Origin of the sequence: Antiquaquibacter metalliresistens (assembly GCF_029211225.1) — a bacterium.
Taxonomy (GTDB): Bacteria; Actinomycetota; Actinomycetes; order Actinomycetales; family Microbacteriaceae; genus Rhodoglobus; species Rhodoglobus metalliresistens.
On record NZ_JARGEM010000002.1, the window covers coordinates 251831 to 272300 of the forward strand.

19 protein-coding genes and 1 riboswitch are annotated in these 20470 nt (G+C 70.0%); of the genes, 8 read left to right on the forward strand and 11 right to left on the reverse strand.

The window, feature by feature from the left end; translation table 11 throughout:
- The first annotated feature begins 37 nt into the window (after nt 1-37).
- Entirely contained in the window at nt 38-658 is a 621-nt protein-coding gene (locus tag PYV02_RS04130) for a hypothetical protein (RefSeq protein ID WP_275756468.1), read from the forward strand.
- Here the strand turns inward: PYV02_RS04130 and PYV02_RS04135 are convergent.
- From PYV02_RS04135 to PYV02_RS04145, 3 genes are all read right to left on the reverse strand, one after another.
- Complete coding sequence (locus PYV02_RS04135; RefSeq protein WP_275756470.1) at nt 645-1703, reverse strand: VIT1/CCC1 transporter family protein; 1059 nt, start codon at nt 1701-1703, stop codon at nt 645-647. The genes PYV02_RS04130 and PYV02_RS04135 overlap by 14 nt on opposite strands.
- 161 nt (nt 1704-1864) lie before the next feature.
- A complete protein-coding gene (locus PYV02_RS04140; RefSeq protein WP_275756472.1) occupies nt 1865-2779 on the reverse strand; it encodes an aldose 1-epimerase family protein in 915 nt (304 codons plus the stop codon).
- Nucleotides 2780-2789: 10 nt separating this feature from the next.
- Entirely contained in the window at nt 2790-3554 is a 765-nt protein-coding gene (locus PYV02_RS04145) for a DeoR/GlpR family DNA-binding transcription regulator (protein ID WP_275756474.1), read from the reverse strand.
- A gap of 18 nt (nt 3555-3572) precedes the next feature.
- On the opposite strand from PYV02_RS04145, the gene galT reads away from it, so the two are divergent.
- From galT to PYV02_RS04160, 3 genes are read left to right on the forward strand one after another with little or no spacing between them, the layout of a single operon-like run.
- Nucleotides 3573-4661: a galactose-1-phosphate uridylyltransferase gene (gene galT / locus PYV02_RS04150; RefSeq protein ID WP_275756476.1), complete on the forward strand. Its 1089-nt coding sequence runs from the start codon at nt 3573-3575 to the stop codon at nt 4659-4661.
- Entirely contained in the window at nt 4658-5818 is a 1161-nt protein-coding gene (gene galK / locus PYV02_RS04155; protein ID WP_275756478.1) for a galactokinase, read from the forward strand. The genes galT and galK overlap by 4 nt, the downstream gene beginning before the upstream one ends.
- 17 nt (nt 5819-5835) lie before the next feature.
- Nucleotides 5836-6576, forward strand: a complete 741-nt coding sequence (locus PYV02_RS04160) for a hypothetical protein (protein ID WP_275756480.1) — start codon at nt 5836-5838, stop codon at nt 6574-6576.
- A gap of 11 nt (nt 6577-6587) precedes the next feature.
- Here PYV02_RS04160 and PYV02_RS04165 read toward each other — a convergent pair whose 3' ends face one another.
- Entirely contained in the window at nt 6588-7460 is an 873-nt protein-coding gene (locus PYV02_RS04165) for a bifunctional methylenetetrahydrofolate dehydrogenase/methenyltetrahydrofolate cyclohydrolase (protein ID WP_275756481.1), read from the reverse strand.
- A 136-nt stretch (nt 7461-7596) separates the two neighbouring features.
- Nucleotides 7597-8880, reverse strand: coding sequence for a serine hydroxymethyltransferase (gene glyA / locus PYV02_RS04170; protein ID WP_275756483.1), 1284 nt, complete (start codon nt 8878-8880; stop codon nt 7597-7599).
- 24 nt (nt 8881-8904) lie between these two features.
- Nucleotides 8905-8991: riboswitch (ZMP/ZTP riboswitch) on the reverse strand.
- Between the two features lie 214 nt (nt 8992-9205).
- Between glyA and PYV02_RS04175 the strand changes: the two genes are divergently transcribed.
- Both PYV02_RS04175 and PYV02_RS04180 read left to right on the forward strand, forming a co-directional pair.
- The gene (locus tag PYV02_RS04175) at nt 9206-10627 is read left to right on the forward strand and encodes a COG1361 family protein (protein ID WP_275756485.1); all 1422 of its coding nucleotides are present in this window, start codon (nt 9206-9208) and stop codon (nt 10625-10627) included.
- A gap of 92 nt (nt 10628-10719) precedes the next feature.
- A complete protein-coding gene (locus tag PYV02_RS04180) occupies nt 10720-12018 on the forward strand; it encodes a family 20 glycosylhydrolase (RefSeq protein ID WP_275756487.1) in 1299 nt (432 codons plus the stop codon).
- Here PYV02_RS04180 and PYV02_RS04185 read toward each other — a convergent pair.
- Nucleotides 12002-13210, reverse strand: a complete 1209-nt coding sequence (locus PYV02_RS04185) for an MFS transporter (RefSeq protein ID WP_275756489.1) — start codon at nt 13208-13210, stop codon at nt 12002-12004. The two genes, PYV02_RS04180 and PYV02_RS04185, sit on opposite strands and share 17 nt — an antisense overlap.
- Nucleotides 13211-13329: 119 nt before the next feature.
- Here PYV02_RS04185 and purU point away from each other — a divergent pair, with 119 nt between their 5' ends.
- Together purU and nagA are read left to right on the forward strand one after the other, a co-directional pair.
- On the forward strand, nt 13330-14187 hold the full coding sequence (gene purU / locus PYV02_RS04190) for a formyltetrahydrofolate deformylase (RefSeq protein WP_275756491.1): 858 nt from the start codon (nt 13330-13332) through the stop codon (nt 14185-14187).
- Nucleotides 14188-14233: 46 nt separating this feature from the next.
- Complete coding sequence (gene nagA / locus PYV02_RS04195) at nt 14234-15379, forward strand: N-acetylglucosamine-6-phosphate deacetylase (RefSeq protein ID WP_275756493.1); 1146 nt, start codon at nt 14234-14236, stop codon at nt 15377-15379.
- A gap of 19 nt (nt 15380-15398) precedes the next feature.
- On the opposite strand, the gene PYV02_RS04200 is transcribed toward nagA, so the two are convergent.
- The 5 genes from PYV02_RS04200 to PYV02_RS04220 are packed head-to-tail and all read right to left on the reverse strand — an operon-like array spanning nt 15399 to nt 20430.
- Entirely contained in the window at nt 15399-16355 is a 957-nt protein-coding gene (locus PYV02_RS04200; protein WP_275756494.1) for an N-acetylglucosamine kinase, read from the reverse strand.
- Complete coding sequence (locus PYV02_RS04205; RefSeq protein WP_275756497.1) at nt 16352-17197, reverse strand: carbohydrate ABC transporter permease; 846 nt, start codon at nt 17195-17197, stop codon at nt 16352-16354. The genes PYV02_RS04200 and PYV02_RS04205 overlap by 4 nt, the downstream gene beginning before the upstream one ends.
- Nucleotides 17197-18138, reverse strand: a complete 942-nt coding sequence (locus PYV02_RS04210; RefSeq protein WP_275756499.1) for a carbohydrate ABC transporter permease — start codon at nt 18136-18138, stop codon at nt 17197-17199. Before PYV02_RS04210 ends, PYV02_RS04205 begins: the two co-directional genes overlap by 1 nt.
- A gap of 30 nt (nt 18139-18168) precedes the next feature.
- On the reverse strand, nt 18169-19440 hold the full coding sequence (locus PYV02_RS04215) for an extracellular solute-binding protein (protein WP_275756501.1): 1272 nt from the start codon (nt 19438-19440) through the stop codon (nt 18169-18171).
- Nucleotides 19441-19485: 45 nt separating this feature from the next.
- Complete coding sequence (locus PYV02_RS04220; RefSeq protein WP_275756503.1) at nt 19486-20430, reverse strand: N-acetylmuramic acid 6-phosphate etherase; 945 nt, start codon at nt 20428-20430, stop codon at nt 19486-19488.
- Between the last annotated feature and the right edge of the window lie 40 nt (nt 20431-20470).

Consider the following 20470-nt stretch of genomic DNA (forward strand, 5'->3'; position numbering starts at 1 on the left):
AACGTGAGAGACGCCCCGAACCAGGACTGAGACGACGATGCAGGTCACCACCCGATATCGACGCCGGGCTCTCGCGATCGCGGTCGTCGCGGTCGCGATCGCGTCGGCGATCGTCTTCGCCATCGCGAGTTTCGTCGCGGGTGCGCCGACGGACAGCCCGGTTCCGGCGCTCGCCGTGCTGGTGATGTGGGCGCTGCTCACGCTCGTGACCGGACGTGCGGCGTGGAACGGGTTGGCATTGCGCCGCCTGGCGAAGCTGCATCCGACCGCCCTGGTGTTCCTCGCCGAGCGGCAGGCCACACTGGCACCGGACCTGCCCGCCTATATGGCCGCGAAGGGTTACACGGCCGACGTGAGTCAGGGCTGGTTCCCCGCACTCGTCGATGATCGCGGCATCTCCGCGTGGTCGCCCGGGCCGCGGCCCAGGGAACTGCTGTTGATGCCCTGGGCCGAGCTCGACTCGATCACCGCGACCGCGTTCACCACCATCGACGGCCGCCCCGGGCGCGGCATCGCGGTGGATGTCGCCCCCTACGCGACCCCCTTGATCGTGACGGTGGGCTTCGCCGCGTTCGGCGTTCAGGCCGCGTTCGGCTCGCGCGGCATCGCGGAGATCGTCGCGGCCAGCAACGCGCAGCGGCCGGTCAGCCCGTCGTGACCCCGAACAGCAGCCCGAGCAGGTAGGTGGCCGCGGCGGCGCCGTAGCCGATCGCCAGCTGGCGCAGCGCGCGCCCGAGCGGCGAGGTGCCGGAGAGCAGCCCGACGACGGTGCCGGTGGCCAGCAGTGCGACACCGACGAGCACGGCGGCGATCGCGGCCGCCGTGAAGCCCTCGGCACCGAAGATGTAGGGCAGCACGGGGATGATCGCGCCGGACGCGAAGAACAGGAAGCTCGAGAGCGCGGCGCCGATGGCGGTGCCCACGGACTCGTGCTGCGCACCCTCACGCCTGGGCATCAGCTCGATGCCGGCGATGATGAGGTCCGCGTGGGCCTTCGCGTCGTCCGGGGACATGCCGCGGGCGCGGTAGACCAGGGCGAGTTCGTTCGCGTCGACGTCGAGGTGGGGCAGGGCATCCGCACCGTTGTCGTTCGGCGTGGTGGCGTCGAGCAGCTCGCGCTGCGACTGCACCGAGACGAACTCGCCGGCACCCATCGAGAGCGCCCCAGCGAGCAGACCGGCGATGCCCGCCAGCAGCACCACGTGGTTCGGCATGCCCGCGGCGGCGAAGCCGAGCACGAGCGCGAGGTTGGAGACGAGCCCGTCGTTGGCGCCGAACACGGCCGCGCGGAACGTGCCGGAGAGCCGCTGCCGACCGCGCGCGGCGAGGGCGCGCACGACCTCCTCGTGGATGCGCTCGTCCGCGGCCATCTGCGTCGTGGCATCCGCGTCGCGGTCATAGGGCGAACGGGACTCGGCCCGCTGCGCGAGCGCGAGCACGAACACCGAACCGAACCGCCGGGCGAAGAAGCCGAGGAACGCGGTGCGCAGGTCCCGCTTGGGCTCGCCGGCCTGGTCGCCGAGCAGGTCGAGCCAGTGCTGTTCGTGCCGGCGCTCGGCATCGGCCAGGGCGAGCAGGATCTCCTGCTCCTCCCCCGTGCGGCGCGAGGCGAGGTCGCGGTAGATGGCGGCCTCCGCGCGCTCGGCGGCGAGGTAGCGGCGCCAACGGCGGATCTGGGCGTTGGTGGGCGTCATGGTGGACATCCTTCGGTCTGGTCCGGCCGGAGAATGCGGGGTGCACACTTCGGCCGGAGTCGTGGCCGAAGGTCTCGTTCGCCAGTTCGCACTGGTGGAGCACCGGGTCACCTGCGTCGGCGACCAGTATGTCGATGTCTCACTCGACCGCGCTCGTGGCGCGGCGGGAACTACTCCCCTTCGATACCACCATGGTACTGGATGCCCCAGCCGACCGCCCAGGCCGCCCCGGGTTCCAGCCACTGCAGCCCGAGCCCCGAGTTGAACGCGTTCGCGGGGGCGGTCATCGGCTCCAGCGCGATCGCGGTGCCGGCGCCCGGGAACTCGCGCGTGATGAACGCCTGGAGGTAGCCGTGGCGCTCGTCCTGCAGCAGGCGCACCTCCCGGCCGTCCGGCGCGCGCAGCAGGGCGCTGACCCCGCCGACCGTGCTCACGCCGCCGAACGCGTCGTCGAGTTCGAGGTCGCGCACGAGGCGGCCGGCGCGCAGGTCCCACTCGGTGCCCTCGACGTCGTGCTCGCGGATCGGGTTGAGGCGGGCATCCACCTCGAAGTGGGTGGCGGCGTTGAGCACCAGGGTGAGCTCGTCGGTGGGCACCCCACCGATCTTCAGGAACGGGTGGGTGCCGACCGCGACCGGTGCGCGACCCGATCCGACGTTGCGCACGCCGTGGGTGACCTCGATGCCCTGCGCGACGAGCGCGTAGCGCACGGTGGTCTCGAGGTGGAACGGATACCCGTGCTGCGGGAACACGTCCGCGGCGAGCACCACCGACTCCGCGTCGCGCTCGACCAGCCGGTACGGGGTGTTGCGCAGCAGCCCGTGGATCGCGTTGTTGCGCTCGACCTCCGTGAGGTCGAGCTGCTGCACCGCGCCGTCGAGCTGCCAGCGGCCGTCTTCGACCCGGTTGGGCCACGGCATGAGCACGATGCCCTCGCCGAACGGCGGCAGGCTGTGCTCGGGGTAGGACTGCACGAGGTCGACGCCGTCGACCGAGAGCTCGCGCAGGCTCGCCGCGAGCTCGGTGATCACCGCCCGCGCCGTGCCTCGGGTGATGACGTGCTGTTCTCCGGTTGGCGCTTTCACGGCGTCCAGCCTAGGCCCGCACCACTGTCAGCCCGTCGACGGGGAACTCCCCATCGGTCACGAGGGCGTCGAAGTCATCGAGGGCGGCGATGCGGGCGAGCTCGATGCGGCCGAGCTTCGTGGCATCCGCGAGCACGATGCTGCGGGCGGAGCGCCGCATCGCCAGCGTCTTGATCTCGGCCTCCGGCAGGTTGAGGTTGGTGACCCCGGCGTCGGGGTGGATGCCGTTGCAGCCGATGAAGGCGAGGTCGAGGTTGAGCGCCGCCAGCATCGGTGCCGCGAACGGATTCACCAGCGAGTGCTGCAGCGGCCGCAGGGTTCCGCCCGTGACGACCACGCTGAACCGCGGCAGCGCGGCCTCCAGCGCGAGCGCGATGGTCAGACCCGGCGTGACGACGGTGAGGTCGTGCAGCTCGCGGCGTGCGACGAGCGCACGGGCCAGGGCCATCGCCGTGGAGCCGGCATCGACGTAGACCGCCTGCCCCGACGTGACGAGGGCTGCCGCGGCCCGGCCGATCGCGGTCTTGGCGGCGGCCTGCCGATCGAGGGAGGATTCCAGGCTCGGTTCGCTGAGGGTCGTCGGCATCGCTCCGCCGTGCACCCGGGTGATCAGCCCGGCCGCCTCCAGCGCGGCCAGATCACTGCGTACCGTGACCTCGCTGACGCCGAGCTCGAGGCTCGCCTCGCCGACCCGCACGAAACCGCGCTCCGCGACCATGCCTGCGAGCTCGCGGCGGCGCGGGCTTACGATATCTTTCGCATTCGCAAGTTCCACTTTCGATATCGTAACGGCATGCTCTTGGCCGGGATCACGAAGCACGCGACGACCATGGCGGACGGTCGCGAGCTCATCTACTACGACGACGCCGACACGACGCTGCCCGCGGAGCGCGCCGCCGACGTACGCGACCTGCCGGCGCGACCGGTCACCGCGACGATGCGCCAGGATCCGCTCACCGGCGAGTGGATCTCCATCGCGGCGGCGCGGCAGAACCGCGTGTTCCTGCCCTCGGCCGACCGCGACCCGCTCTCCCCCTCGACCCCGACCAACCCCTCCGAGGTGCCGTCGAACTACGACGTGGTGGTCTTCGAGAACCGCTCCCCCTCCTTCGGCCCCGAGCTCGGTGCGGTCGATCTGCACGGCGTCGGCATCGGGCGCACCGCGCCCGCGGTCGGCCGCTGCGAAGTCGTGTGCTTCAGCCCCGAGCACGAGGGGTCGTTCGGCTCGCTCAGCCCGAGCCGCGCACGCACGGTGATCGAGGCCTGGGCCGATCGCACCGAGGCGCTCTCGGCACTGCCCGGGGTGGCGCAGGTGTTCCCGTTCGAGAACCGCGGGGAGGCCATCGGGGTCACGCTGCACCATCCGCACGGCCAGATCTACAGCTATCCCTATGTGACCCCTCGCACCCAGCGCCTGCTCGCCGCGATCGACGAGCAGGGCCCCGACCTCTTCGAGCGCATCCTCGACTTCGAGCGCGCGGGCGAGCGGGTCGTGCTCAGCGGCGAGCACTGGACCGCGTTCGTGCCGTTCGCCGCGCGCTGGCCGCTCGAGGTGCACATGCTGCCGCACCGCCACATCCCCGACCTCGCCGCCACCGACGACGCCGAACGCACCGAGCTCGCCGAGCTCTACCTGCGACTGCTGCGTGGGCTCGACGCCCTGTACGAGACCCCGACGCCGTACATCGCGGCGTGGCATCAGGCCCCCGTGCACGTCGGTCGCGACGCCGTGCGGCTCATGCTGCAGGTCACCTCGCCGCGGCGTGCCGCCGACAAGCTGAAGTACCTCGCCGGCTCGGAGTCGGCGATGGGAGCATGGATCGGGGACATCCCGCCTGAGCAGGCGGCAGAGTTCATCAGGGACGGGATCGGCAGGGCATGAGCGACATCCGTGACGAGGTCATCGAGGCGTTCGAGCAGGTGCACGGCCGCACGCCGCTGGGCGTGTGGTCGGCGCCGGGTCGGGTCAACCTCATCGGCGAGCACACCGACTACAACGAGGGCTTCGTGCTGCCGCTGGCCATCAACCGGCGCACCGTCGTCGCACTCGGCGCGCGGGACGACGGACTGCTGCGCGTCGCGAGCGGATTCGCCGACGAACTCGCCGAGCTGCCCCTGACCGAGCTCACCCCCGAGCACCTCGCCGGCTGGGCCGCATACCCGCTGGGCGTCGCGTGGGCCCTCGGCCAGTTCGGCGCCGACCTCGGTGCCGTGCCGGGCGTCGACCTCGCCATCGAATCCACGGTGCCCGTCGGTGCCGGGCTCTCCTCGTCGGCGGCGATCATGTGCGCCGTCGCGGTCGCCCTCGACGAGATCTGGCAGCTCGGGCTGGATCGCCGCACGCTCGCCCGCGCCGGACAGCTCGCCGAGAACCGCGCCGTCGGCGCGCCCACCGGCATCATGGACGAGTTCGCGTCCCTGTTCGGACGCAGGGATGCCGCGGTCTTCCTCGACTGCCGCAGCCTCGACTTCGACGTGGTCGACCTCGGGTTCGCCGAGGCCGGACTCGAGCTGCTCGTGATGGACACGGGGGTCTCGCACTCGCATGCCACCGGCGGCTATGCCGCCCGCCGGGCATCCTGCGAACGCGGCGCCGCCGTGCTGGGCGTGCCGAGTCTGCGCGACGTGAGCGTCGACGACCTGCCTCGGGCGCGCGAGCTGCTCGACGACGAGACGTTCCGACGGGTGCGGCACGTCGTCACCGAGAACCAGCGCGTGCTCGACACCGTCGCGGCGCTGCGTGCCGAGGGCCCGCTGGCGATCGGCGAACTGCTGGATGCCTCGCACGTCTCCATGCGCGACGACTTCGAGATCTCCGTGCCCGAACTCGACCTCGCCGTCGAGACCGCGCGCGCGAACGGCGCCATCGGCGCGCGGATGACCGGCGGCGGTTTCGGCGGGGCCGCGATCGCCCTCGTGCCGTCGCACGCCGTGTCGCGCATCCAGGTCGCCCTCGACGGGGCGTTCGCGGAGCACGGCTTCGCGCCGCCGACGACCTTCACGGTCGAGGCATCCGACGGGGCCATGCGCGACCGCTGACCACTAGGCTCGGCGCCATGAAGCTCATCATGCCCGGCCTCGCGATCGTGACCGCCCTCGCGCTGGGCGGCTGCGGCACCATGACCCTGCCCGGCGGGGCGACCCCCACACCGACCGCGTCGGCCACCGCGACCGCGACGGCGACGCCGAGCCCCACCCCGAGCCCGAGCGCGTCGAGCACGCCCGCACCGGGCGTCGACGGCGAGGTGCTCTTCACGATCAAGGCGAAGCTCACCTCGCCCACCGGTGCCACCGCCACGATCACCCAGACCGTCTTCGCACCATTCGACGACCTCGACGACGAGAGCGCCGTCGAAGACCAGCTCGACGAGGAGTGCAGCGGCTGGCGCGACACCATCGGCGACGACGCCTGGCTGGTCTCCGAGATCACCGCGAACGACACCTCGACGGGCGGCCGCACGTGGAGCAGCGGCTCGCAGTTCGTGGTGACGATGGCCGGGGCGCCGGTGTTCCAGGGCGACTACTCGCCGTTCCAGGCCTATTGCGTCAGCGCGCAGGGTCACGTGCCGGGCGTCATGCGCGCGGTGAGCCCGCTCGATCCCGACATCGCGCCCGATTCGCCCGGCGGCTGGGCGACGTTCGCCTACGGCTTCGGCACCGCGGACGAGGTCAACCGCATCAGCGCCTGCACCATCACGGTGAGCGCGCTCGCGCGCGCCGAGAGCACGCTCGCCAAGGCCTGGACGTCGATCCGACAGAACCCCGGGTTCTGCGAGATCAACACGCTCGGGCTGTAGCGCTCGGGCGCTCAGTACTCCGCGAGCTGCACCACGTTCTGCAGCAGCATCGCGCGCGTCATGGGACCGACCCCGCCGGGGTTCGGTGAGAGCCACCCAGCGACCTCGGCGACATCCGGATGCACGTCCCCGTGCAACCGCGCCCGGCCGGACTCACTCATGCCGATGCGCGTCACCCCCACGTCGAGCACCGCCGCGCCGGGCTTGATCCAGTCGGGCTGGATGAAGTGCGGCACCCCGAGGGCGGCGACGACGATGTCGGCGCGCCGCACCTCGGCGGGCAGATCGACCGTGCGGGAGTGCGTCAGCGTGACGGTCGCGTCGACGCCCTTGCGGGTGAACACTAGCCCGAGCGGGCGGCCCACCGTGAGCCCGCGCCCGACGATCGTGACGTGCTTGCCCGCGATCGGCACGTCGTGGCGACGCAGCAGCTCGACGACGCCGGCCGGGGTGCAGGGCAGCGGGGAGTGCAGTTCGCCCTCCACACCGAGCACGAGACGACCGAGGTTCGTGGGGTGCAGACCGTCGGCGTCCTTGTCCGGATCGATGAGCTCGAGCATCGCGTTCTCATCGAGCCCGGCGGGCAGGGGCAGCTGCACGATGTAGCCGGAGACGGCACCGGAGGCGTTGAGGTCCGCGATCGCCGCGCGCACGTCCGCGGCGGATGCGGTGGCCGGCAGGTCGACGCGGATGGACTCGATGCCCACCTCCGCGCAGTCGCGGTGCTTTCCGGCGACGTAGGCCTGCGAGCCCGGGTCATCCCCCACCAGCAGCGTGCCGAGGCCGGGCACGATGCCGCGGCCGCGCAGGGCAGCGATGCGCAAGGCGAGCTCGCCCTTGATCGCGGTCGCCGTGGCGACGCCGTCGAGCGTGACCGCGGTCATGCGGCGCCTCGCCGCGGCATCTTCGGCGGGACCTGCACACGGATGGCGGGAGTCATTGACCCCGCCATCCGGCTCCAACTCCCGCCAAAGCGGGGATTGCTCCCGCCACCCGTGAGGACGCTCGTCACGAGCACCCTCATGCCCACGTCCCGGGCGAGGTGAGCCCGGGGTAGAGCGGGAAGCCGTCGGTGAGCTTCAGCACGCGCTCGCGCAGGGCCGCGACATCCGGGTTCGGCTTGAGCGCGTTCGCGATGATGTCGGCGACCTCGGTGAACTCGGCGTCGCCGAAGCCGCGGGTGGCCAGCGCGGGGGTGCCGATGCGCACGCCGGAGGGGGTCATCGGCGGGCGCGGGTCGTTGGGCACCGCGTTGCGGTTCACGGTGATGCCCACCGAGTGCAGGATGTCCTCCGCGTCCTGACCGTGGATCGCCGAGTCGCGCAGATCCACGAGCACGAGGTGCACGTCGGTGCCGCCGGTGAGCACATCGATGCCCGCCGCCTTCGTGTCGGCCGCCATCAGCCGCTCGGCGAGGATCTGGGCCCCGCGGATCGTGCGCTCCTGGCGCTCCTTGAACTCCGGCTCGGCGGCGAGCTTGAACGCGGTGGCCTTCGCCGCGATCACGTGCATGAGCGGTCCGCCCTGCTGGCCGGGGAACACGTTGGAGTTGAGCTTCTTCTGCAACTCCAGGTCGTTGGTGAGGATGAAGCCCGAGCGGGGTCCGCCGATGGTCTTGTGCACGGTGGATGAGGTGACGTGCGCGTGCGGCACCGGCGACGGGTGTAGGCCCGCGGCCACCAATCCCGCGAAGTGGGCCATGTCGACCCAGAGCATCGCGCCGACCTCGTCCGCGATCGCCCGGAAGGCGGCGAAGTCGAGCTGACGGGGGTAGGCGCTCCAGCCGGCGATGAGCACGTGCGGCTTGACCTCGAGCGCCTTCTCGCGCACGGCATCCATGTCGATGCGGTTGGTCGCCGGGTCGACGCCGTAGGCGTTGGCCTCGTAGAGCTTGCCGGAGAAGTTGAGCTTCATGCCGTGCGTGAGGTGGCCGCCCTGGTCGAGCGCGAGGCCGAGGATGCGGTCGCCGGGGTTCGCGATGGCGCTCAGCACCGCGGCGTTCGCCGAGGCTCCGGAGTGCGGCTGCACGTTCGCGTAGGCGGCACCGAAGAGGCTCTTCGCGCGGGCGATGGCGAGCGTCTCGGCGACGTCGACGAACTCGCAGCCGCCGTAGTAGCGCCGGCCGGGGTATCCCTCGGCGTACTTGTTGGTGAGCACGGAACCCTGCGCCTCGAGCACGGCGCGCGGCACGAAGTTCTCGCTCGCGATCATCTCGAGCGTGCCGCGCTGGCGGCCCAGCTCGTCGGCGAGCGCCTGCGCGATCTCCGGGTCGACCTCGGACAGGGGGGCGGTGAACTGGGACATGACATTCCTTCCACGGTGAGCGAGAGTCGTGGCCCAGGCGTACGGCCACCAACCGTGAATTGGGTCGCTCCCCGATGGGATCCCATCTGAACGCCAGTCGCGACGAAGCCATTCTACCCGCGCGGCGACGCGAATCCAGCGGATGTTCGACGCGGTCGCCTAGCGCACCATTCACCCCTCACTAGCCCCGTTTCCGCCCCCTTGCGCACTCGCAATTCACCCCGGGCGCGGGAGTTGCATGAGCGCGTTGCGCGACTGCGCCCGAGGGAAACGGAGTACGACGATGATGTCAACCGACACTGGCCCAACAACAACCGGTCACCGAATGCGTGCGGGATCACCCGAGCGCGCGTCGCGATGGCGCCGCGGTCTCGCCGCGCTGGCAGTGGCGGCCCTGGGATTCACCGGGGTCGGGATGCTCGGCCTCGCTCCCGCGGCGGCCGAGGACGCACCCCCCGCCGCGTGCACCGAACCGCAGGTGCTCGACGCCGACGGCATCACGTGCATCGACCCCGCACCCGCTGAGGAGACCGCGCCGCCCGCCGAGGAGAGCGCGCCACCCACCACGTGCACCGAACCGCAGGTGCTCGACGCCGACGGCGCCACGTGCATCGACCCCGCACCCGCCGAGGAGACCACGCCACCCACCACGTGCACCGAACCGCAAGTGCTCGACGCCGACGGCATCACGTGCATCGACCCCGCACCCGCCGAGACGCCGACCGCCGCACTGAAGGTCGACGAGGTGGTGGCCCAGGCACCGCAGGGCAAGATCGCCTTCTGTCACCGAACGGCCAGCAACACGAACCCCTACGTGCCGATCGAGACGAACCTCAACGCGTTCTACAACGCCGGGCACATCGATCACACCGGGCCGGTGTGGCCCGCGGTCGGCCCGGACGGCAAGTGGGGCGACATCTACCCGCCGAACGTCTACGACGCGGACGGCCAGAACTGGGGTCCCGACGCACAGGCCTTCGTCGACAACGGCTGCAGCAGTGAGCAGTCGCTGACCCCCGGCATCGCGATCGATGCGCAGAGCTGCACCTACTACGACGGCTACGGGTGGGCGGAGATCGCGGCCACCAACACCGACAGCGACTACTTCTACGAGCTGCTGCTCGACGATGTCGTCGTCGACTCCGGCTGGGGCAGCGAGGAGATCGCCTACTTCTCCTACCTCGACCCGGGCACCTACACGGTCACCGTGCGGATGTACGACAGCGATGAGGAGGGCGATCTCGTCACCGAGTCGAGCACCGAGTTCACGCTCGAACCGTGCCCGGAGCTGGGCATCACGGCAACGCCGTCGACCTGCAGCACGGGCTCGAACGGCTCGGCGCAGGTTCTCGTCACGGGGCTGCTCACCGACGAGTCGCTCTATCAGGAGTACGAGTGGGGATACACCGGACCGAACGGGGCCTACGGTGGCGGTGCGATCGTGCCGACCGGGCCGAGCTACGAGTTCACCATCAGCGGCCTGGCACCCGGTGACTACACCGTGACCGTGTACTGGAACGCGGTGGCCGGAACCTCGGAGAAGGCGATCGTCGCCGAGGAGCAGTACCTCACCGTCTCGACCACGTTCACGATCGCGGCCTGCCCTGCCCTGGCCAACACCGGGGTCGGCGACATCGCCGGGCCCGTCAACCTCGCTCTGCTCCTGACGATCCTTGGCGGCACCGCCATGGCGATCGCCTACCAGCGGCGCGAGAACGCAGCGTTGCGGACCCCCTTCCTCGGCTAGTCGGGTGGGAAGGGAAGCGGCGGGCGTCCGTTCACCGGGCGTCCGCCGTCCCGCGCGTTGTCGAGGGCTGCGCACCACGGCATACTCGATGGATGCTCCCCCGCCCCACGAACGCGCAGTTGCGCCCGGGCGTCGCCGCCGGCCCGATCACCACCGCGCTGGTCGCAGGCCTCCCCGCGGAGGGCTACCGCATCGAACTGGCCGAGACCGGCATCCGCATCGAGGCGGCCGATGACGCCGGGCTGTTCTACGCAGCGCAGACCCTGGAACAGCTCGGCGAGCACCCGCCGCTGGGGAGCATCGAAGACCACCCCCGCTTCGCCTACCGCGGGGCGATGCTCGACGTCGCCCGACACTTCTTCTCGGTGGCGGATGTCACGAGGTACATCGACGACATCGCGCGACTGAAGCTCAACCACCTGCACCTGCACCTCACGGACGACCAGGGATGGCGCATCGCGATCGACGCGTATCCGCGCCTGACGGAGGTGGGCGGGGCCACCCAGGTCGGCGGCGGGGGCGGCGGCTGGTACTCGAAGGAGGACTACCGCGCGATCGTGGAGCACGCGGCATCCCGGTTCGTCACGATCGTGCCCGAGGTGGACATGCCCGGTCACACGAACGCGGCGATCGTGGCGTATCCGGAGCTCGGCGATGAGCCCGCGACCGCCTATGAGGGCATCGAGGTGGGTTTCAGCTCGCTCGCGATCGGGCGGCCGACCACCTACGTCTTCGTCGAGACGGTGCTGCGCGAGCTCGCCGCGATGACACCGGGGCCATACCTGCATCTGGGCGGCGACGAGTCCCTGGCGACGACGGACGAGGACTTCCTGGCCTTCATCGCGCGGGCGACGGCGCTCGGGGCGACCACCGGCAAGCGACTGATCGGCTGGCACGAGATGGGCCGCAGCCGCGAGCTGCCGCCCGGCACGATCGGCCAGTACTGGGACTACCGCGTTCCGAGAGAGCATGCGGCCGAGCACACCCGGTCGTTCGTCGAGCAGGGCGGGCGCGTGATCATGTCACCGGCGGATGTGGCCTACCTCGACATCAAGCCCACGGCGGACTCGCCGCTCGGGCTCACCTGGGCGGACGGCCCCACGTCGGTGCGCGACGCCTACGAGTGGGACCCCGCCGACATCGTGCCCGGCGTCGGCGACGAGCAGCTGCTGGGGGTCGAGGCGCCGCTGTGGACGGAGACCATCACCTCCATCGACGAGATCGAGGAGATGGCCTTCCCGCGCCTCGCGGCGATCGCCGAGATCGCGTGGTCGCCACGCGGCGAGCGCGACTTCGTGGAGTTCGCCGACCGCCTGGCCGTGCTCGAACGCCAGTGGGATGCCCTCGGCATCCGTTTCCACCGCGCCGCCGAGGTCAGCTGGCTCGACTGACCGCGCGGCGCCGCAGCCACACGTCGCCGATCAGGATGAGCGCGACGCCGAGGAGCGCGAGTGCCGCCTCGACGAACGGCAGCGCCCCCACACCGACCCGATCGAGCACGACGCCGCCGACGAAGGCGCCGCCCGCGATCGAGAGGTTGAACGAGGTGGTGAAGCCTGCCGCCGCGAGGTCGCGCAGCCGCGGCGATGCGGCCCGCAGCATCCGAGCCTGCATCAGCGCAGGCACCCCGCCGAAGGCGAACCAGAGCACCGTCATCGCCGTGATGGCGAGCGCGGTGTTGGAGGCCGCGAGTCCCGTCACGAACACCGCGAGCCCCATGAGCACCACGGAGCCGACGATCGAGGCGTGCGGCCAGCGATCCCCCAGCACGCCGGCGGCGACGAGGCCGATGGCCCCCGCACCGCCGAAGAGGAAGAGCGCGCCCGCGACGCCCTCCTCGGTGACGCCGACCGGGCCGATCAGGAACGGCGCGACATAGGTCGTGAAGATGTTGTGCCCGAGGGCTACGACGATCACGATCGACCAGGTGAGCACCACGGCCGGCAACGTGCGGTCGCGGTGCAGCGGCAGCGGGATCTCCCCCGTCGACAGCGGCACACGGTGATCGACCGGCGGCAGGAACTTCACCGCGAGCACCGTGAAGACGAGGATGATGGCCGCGATCACGACGAAGGCGAGCCGCCAACCGAGTGCGTGCCCGATCGCGGTGCCGACCGGCACGCCGAGCACGAACGCCGCGGTGCCGCCGCCGCTGGTGATCGCCACCGCCCGCCCGAGCTGGTGCGGCGGAACGAGGTGCCCCGCGTAGGCGCCCACGACGGCCCAGAACAGCCCGTGGGCCAGGCCGCCGAGCACGCGGGCGACGACGAGCATCTCGTAGGTCGGCGCGAGCGCGGCGAGCACGTTGGAGACGATGAACACCAGCAGCACGACGATCACGAGCGACTTGCGCGAGTAGCGCCGCGTCAGCAGGGAGAGCGGCACGCTGGAGAGCACCACGGTGCCGGCGAACACGGTGATGAGCAGACCGATGCGCGACTCGGAGACCCCGAGGTCCGCCGCCATCTCCGGCAGCAGGCCGGTGGGCAGGAACTCGCTGGTGACCGACGTGAAGATGAGCGCGGCGAGAACGATGAGTCCGAGCCAGGGGAATGGACGGGTGGTGGTGTCCGTGACACGCATGGTGCGGTGATCCTTCGGTGCTGCGTGCGCCGCCGCGGGATGCCGGGGATGCGGCATCCGTTCAAGCTTACGACCCGGCGCCGGGCCTTCGCAGCGCCGACCGCCGCTACCCTGGGAGCGTGACCGACACGGCGACGCACTGGATTCTGACGATCGTCTGCGATGACCGCCCGGGCATCGTGCACGCGATCAGCGGCGCGATCGTGCAGGCCCAGGGCAACATCACGGAATCGCAGCAGTTCTCGAGCGAAGACACCGGCCGCTTCTTCATGCGGCTGCAGGTGGAGTCCTCCGCCGGCCGGGTCGCGTTCGAGGCCGCGCTCGCGCCGGTCGTCGCACGCTACGACATGGACTGGCGTCTGGATGTCGTCGGCCGCCCCCTGCGAACGCTCGTGCTCGTCTCCAAGGCCGGCCATTGCCTCAACGACCTGCTCTACCGCCAGCGCGCGGGACAGTTGTCGGTGGACATCCCGCTCGTGCTGAGCAACCACGCGGATCTCGCCGACCTCGCGACGTTCTCCCAGGTGCCGTTCGAGGCGCACCCGGTGACCTCTCCGGGGCAGAAGCTCGCCTTCGAACAGCGCGTGCTCGAGGTCGTCGAGGAGCACGACATCGAGCTCGTGGTGCTCGCCCGCTACATGCAGATCCTGTCGCCGGAGCTGTGCGAGGCGCTCAGCGGTCGGATCATCAACATCCACCACTCGTTCCTGCCGGGGTTCAAGGGCGCCAACCCCTACAAGCAGGCCCACGCCCGCGGCGTGAAGCTCATCGGCGCGACGGCGCACTTCGTCACGAGCGATCTCGACGAGGGGCCGATCATCGAGCAGAACGTGGTGCGCGTCGACCACTCCCGCACCCCGGCCGAACTCGTCGCGATCGGCCAGGACGAGGAGTCGCGCACCCTCACCCAGGCGGTGAAGTGGTTCGCCGAGCATCGCGTGCTGCTCGACGGCGCCCGCACGATCATCTTCCGCTGAGTCGCGCCTGCCGAGCATCGCTCGCCGCGCTGGCTAGGCTGGGCGCGTGACCGGCCAGACCCTCTTCCACGGTGCCCGCAAGCTCGACGCGCACGGCCAGGTCGACGACTTCTGGATGCTCGTCGACGGCCCCGACATCGTCGCGACCGGCAGCGGCCACCTGCCCGACACGGAGCGCGGCACGCGCACCATCGACGTCGACGGCAAGTGGTTCGTGCCCGGCTTCATCGACATCCACGGGCACGGCGGCGGCGGGTGCGTCTTCGACGACGGGCCGGAGCAGATCCTCGGCGGTCTCGCCGCGCACCGCGCACGCGGCACGACGCGCTCGGTGGTGAGTCTGGTCGCCGCCCCGATTCAGGCGCTGGAGACGAGCCTGCGCACGATCGCAGACCTCGCCGACGCCGACCCGCTCATCCTGGGTTCTCACCTCGAGGGGCCGTTCCTGGCACCCGACCAGCGCGGTGCCCACGACCCGCGATTCCTGCTCGAGCCGCAGCCGGAGGAGGTCGAACGCCTGATCGGCGCGGCCCGCGGCACGCTGCGGCAGTTGACCATCGCCCCGGAACTGCCGGGGGCGTTCGAGGCGATCGACGTGCTCGTCGAGGCCGGGGTGGCCGTCGCCGTCGGGCACACGACCGCGGACCAGGCGTGCGCGAAGGAGGCGTTCGACCGCGGGGCGCGGATTCTCACGCACGCGTTCAACGCGATGCCGGGCATCCACCACCGCGCCCCGGGCCCGGTGGTCGCCGCCTTCGACGACGAGCGCGTGACCCTCGAGCTGATCATGGATGGCAAGCACGTGCATCCGAGCGTCGTGCACCTGGCGTTCACGGCGGCACCGGGCCGGGTGGCGCTCGTCACCGACGCGATGGCCGCGGCCGGGTTCAGCGACGGCGACTACACGCTCGGTTCGCTCACCGTGTCGGTGCGCGACGGCCTGGCCATGCTGCGCGGCACGACGACCATCGCTGGCTCGACGGTCACCCAGGACTCGGCGTTCCGTCAGGCGATGCGCGACGTGCACATCTCGCCGACCGACGCGATCGCCGCCCTCACCCGCACCCCGGCGCGCGCCCTCGGGCTCGATCACCGGCTCGGGATGCTCGCCCCCGGCTTCGCCGCCGACGCCGTGATCCTGAACCACGAGTGGCGGGTCGAGCAGGTCTGGGCGAACGGGGAACTGCTCTAGCCCGGATGGACGTCGCGCGCTAGCGGCGGCCGGCCCGCAGCGTCACGAGCGGTGCCCCCATCCCCAGGGTCGCGCGATGCGCCAGCAGCAGCGACCCGTCGAGGGAGGTGCCGAGCCCGGGAGTCGGAACGATGTCGGGGCGACGCGTGGCGAACTCGGCGAGGAACGGCTCGAGGAACACCGACTCCGGAAGGCTGAACAGTCCGCCGGTGTACGCCGCCCGCGCGGGGATGGGCTCCTGCAGCGCGGCCGCGAGGGTGGCGGCGACCTGCGAGGCGGCGCTCCGCAGGATCGCCGCGGCGATCCCGTCGCCGCGCATCGCGAGATCGGCGACGCTGGGAACGAGGCTCGCCAGCACGGCGGCGCGGTCGGGGCGAAGGTACACCTGAGAGGGCCAGTTCGTCACGGGACCGAACGCGTCCATCACGACGGCCAGCAGGGCGCCACCGTCGGAGGCACGCCCGTCCGCCAGTGCGGCGGCGGCTCGGAGCGCCTCGATGCCGATCCATGCCCCCGAACCGAGATCGCCGATCAGGTGGCCCCAACCGTCGACACGATGCCAGGTGTTCTCATGGTCGGTACCGAACGCGATCGCCCCGGTGCCTGCGGCAAGGACGGCGCCGCCCTCGCCGCCGAGCGCGCCCAGATGGGAGGTGACCATGTCCGCGGCGAGCGCGACCGGGGCTCCCCCAAGGCGGTGCTGAAGAGCGCCAGCGATCTCATCGGGGTCGAGCACGAGCGTGGCGAATCCGGCGATGCCAGCGCCAAAGCCCGAGATGCCGCGCATCGCATCCGGCCACTCCTGCTCCGCGCGATCGATGAGGTCGAGCAGCACCTGCCGAGCCGTGCTCTGGCCATCGACGACCGCTGCGGGTGGACCCGACAGTGGCGCGCGTTCGCGCGGTCGCCCGGCCTCGGCGAGCGCGAGCCGACTTCCCGTCGCCCCGACGTCGACGCCCAGCAGCCAGGAGGTCACTTGCTCATGCCCGCCGTCAATCCGGAGACGATCTGCTTGGTGGCGAAGAGGAACAGCACCACCAGCGGCAGCGTCGCGAGGGTGAGGCCGGCGAACAGCGTCGCCCAGTCCGTCTGGAACTCGCCGAAGAAGCGGGTCAATCCGACGGGGAGTGTGTAGACGTCGCGGTCGCGCATGAGGATGAGCGGGTAGAAGAAGTCGTTCCAGATCGGCACGAAACGGAACACGATCACCGTCGCGATCGCCGGCCGCACCAACGGCAGCAGCACGAAGAAGAACGCCCGGAAGGGCCCCGCTCCGTCGATGCGAGCGGCCTCCTCCAGCTCCAGTGGTAGCTGACGGAAGAACGAGGCGAGCACGAAGGTGGAGAACGGGATGCCGAGCGCCGAGTAGACGAGGATGAGCCCGCCGAGGTTGCTCACCAGCCCGAGTCCGTCGAGAAGAAAGAAGATCGGCAAGATCGCGAGGTACACCGGCAGCATCAGGCCGGAGAGGAACAGCCCCTCGAGCGCCAGGAAGAACTTGCTTCGCGATCGCGCGAAGGCGTACGCAGCGAGCACCGACACGATCGTGGAGATCGCCACAGACGAGATGGTGACGAGCATGGAGTTGAAGAAGTACGAACTGAAGTCCGCGGTGACCCAGGCCTTGACATAACTCGAGAAGCTCGGGTTCTGCGGAAGGCCCAGCGGGTTGGAGGCCATCTCCGACGTCGTGCGGAACGAGTTCATCACCATGAGCACGAGCGGGGCCAGCGAGACCACGACGTAGGTCCACAGCAGGACGCCCGTGGCGGTGCGGGAAGCGAGAGGCGCTCGCGCCAGTCTGCCGTGACGCGACATCAGTACATCCTCTTCTCGCGGGTGTCCAAGTACCAACGCATCAGCATCGCGACGCCGAAGATGCACAGGAACAGCAATGTGGCGATCGCCGACGAGACGCCGATGGCGTTGTTCGAGCCGGACTCGAACGCCGTGCGGTAGAACAACAGCGACATGACGTCGGTGGCGCCCGCGGGGCTCCCGGTCGAGCCGCCGAGCGCATACGGGATCGGGAAGGCCTCCATGGCTCCGATGAAGGTCAGGATGCTCACCGTGCCGATCGCAGGCACGAGCAGCGGCAGCGTGATGTGTCGGAATCGCTGCCAGGATGTCGCGCCATCGAGCGAGGCGGCCTCGTTCAGCTCCTCGGGCACACCGCCGAGCGCGGCGCCGTAGAGCAGGATCGGGAAGCCGATCCACTGCCACGCCGTGACGAGGACCACGACCCAGATCGCCGTCTGCGGATCACCAAGCCACGGTCGAGCCAGATCGCCGAGTCCGACCGCCTTGAGCAGCGCATTGACCGGCCCGAAGAGCGGGGACAGCATGAGCGACCACAGGTAGCCGATGACCAGCGGGCTGACAAGGTAGGGCAGCGTGTAGACGGTCTGGAAGAACCGCTTCAGTCGACCGATTCGGTGCAACAGCGCTGCCAGCCCCAGACCGACGGTGTTCTGAAACACCATCGCCCCCAGGAACAACAGGATGTTGTGGGCGAACGCCCCGGCGATCTCGTCTTTGTAAGGCAGTCGGGTGAAGACCGTGACGTAGTTGTCCAACCACGAGAAGCCGTCGTTGACGGTGCCTCGCCAGTTGAAGAACGAATACCCGAGCGCTGTGAGCAGCGGGTAGAGGATGAAGACGGCGAACAGCGCCAGCGCGGGAAGCACGAACATCATGCTCGTCCCCCAGGGCAGACCCACCCCCGTAGTCAGGCGCTTGCGCCGTCCGACCGCCTTCATCCTCTGATCTCCTTGTTCAGACTGCCACGGCTAGTTGCCGGGAACGAACCACTGGTCGATGCCGGCCTGGAGCTTGTCCGCCACTGCGGCCGGGTCCAGCTCTCCGAGGAACATCTGCTGCACGCCCTCGCCGAGCACCGCGGTCCCCTGGGGCTCTCCATAGCGGAAGTTCACCAGGAGCAGGTACGAGGCGGGGCTGGCCTGATAGAGGTCCCACATCTCCTCGAGCACCGGGTCGTCGTAGGTCACGCCGGGAATCGGGGAGAACATCGAGAGCTCGTCGGCGAACAACTGCGCGAACTCCTCGGTGGTGAACCAGTTGAGCAGCTTGGCCGCCTCGTCCTGGTGCTCCGACGCCGAGTTGATCGCGAAGCTCCCGTCGGCGTACGCCGGGGTGACGGGTGCGTCTGCGACGGCATCCGGCGGAAGCGGCACCTGGTAGACACCGAGTTCCAGATCGGGAGCCTGCGTGTTGAACGTCGTCAGTTCGAAGGTACCACCGGGGTACTGAGCGGCCAGTCCGGAGGTGAACTGGATCTGAGCGTCCGTGTATCCCACCCCGACGACGTCCGGGGAGAGGTACTGCTGCATGTCGTCGACGAGCGCGAGCGAGGCGACGTAGTCCGGGTCGGTGAAGTTCTTCTCGCCGGAGAGCACCGCCGCTTCGAACTCTCCAGCACCATAGCGGCCAGCGCCGATGATGTCGGAGAAGATCGGCAGCATCCAGGAGTCCTTCGCGCCGAGCGCCATGGGCGTCACTCCGGCTGCGAGGAGCGCGTCGTTGAGCTCGATGAACTCATCCCAGGTAGTGGGTTCCTCGAGCCCCAGCTCGTCGAACATGCCCTTGTTGTAGAACATCTGCAGGGTCTGGGTGGCGAAGGGAACACCGTAGATCAGGCCGTCTTCGTGCCCCCGGGCGCCCGCGAGAACCGCCGGCTCGATGGCGTCCAGACCATCGACGATGTCGTCGATCGGCACGAGCTGGCCAGCGGAGACCCAGGCCTGAAGGCCGCCGTAGGAGCGGACCATGGCGATGTCCGGTCCGTCGGAACCCGACAGGCCGGTGGTCAGAAGCTGGTTGTACTCGGTGTTCAGGAAGGCCTCGAACTCGATCGTGACACCGGGGTTGGCCTCTTCGTAGACATCGAAGATCCGGTTGTACTTCTCCACGTCTTCGGTGCGCCACGACCAGAGGGTGAGCGTGACCTCGTCACCGGTGTCGGTGGCACTCGGAGCGCATGCGCTGAGTGCCAGGGCGCTGGCCGCGGCGATGCTGACCGCGGCGAGGTGTGTGCGTTTCATTTCTCCTACTTTCATTGTTGGGTGCCGTGCGCGGGTATCGGTGGGTTATGCGTTGTCCGCGGCGCCGAGGGCGAGCGCGTCGCGAACGGACTCGGAACTGGCCGCGAGAAGCTCACGGGCTCGCTGACTGTCGACGCCGACAAGAGCCGAGACGAGCGCGGTCTTGAGCTCACCATCGGAGGCGTCGAGCAGCGCGCGGCTCTGCTCCGCGCTGATCGAGAGTGCCTGGCTGAGGATGCGCGTGGTGCGCACGCGCAGCTTCTCGTTGGTGGCGACGACCGACACCATGAGATTCGACCAGGTGCGTCCGAGCGCGACCATCACGGCGGTGGAGAATCCGTTCAGGATGAGCTTCTCGGCGGTTCCCGCCTTGAGTCGCGTGGATCCCGAAAGCACCTCGGGACCGGTGTCGGCGACGATCACGATGTCCGCGAGCGGGCCGAGTGCGGGTTCGGGGTTGCACGCGATCAGGGCGGTGGCCGCACCGCGGGACCGCGCTTGTTCGAGCGCTCCGCCGACGTAGGGCGTGATGCCAGAGGCCGTGACGCCGATGGCGATGTCGTCGGGGCCCAGCCCTGCAGCATCCTGCGAGCCCAGTTCCCGAGAGTCCTCGGCGTTCTCGACGGCTCGCAGCACGGCGTCAGCGCCACCGGCGATGTGGGCAACGACGACGTCTGGCGGAAGATTGAAGGTCGGGAGAAGTTCGGCGGCGTCGAGGATCGCCAATCGTCCCGAGGTGCCGGCCCCGAAGTAGTGGACACGCCCGCCACGGCGCACCCGCTCCACCGCGGCATCCACGAGTTCTGCGACGTCGGGCAGGGAGGCGGCGACCGCCTCGACGGCCCGGCGGTCCTCACTGTTGAGCAAGGCGAGGACCTCTATGCTGCTCATCTCGTCGAGGGCAACACTGGAGGGGTTGCGCTGCTCGGTGGACAGTTGCGCCGTCTGGGCGGCGACGCCACCGCTATCCGCCGTCGAATTGTTGGTCACGCGACGATCATGGCAAAGATTTCCCAAGATGTCATCGTTT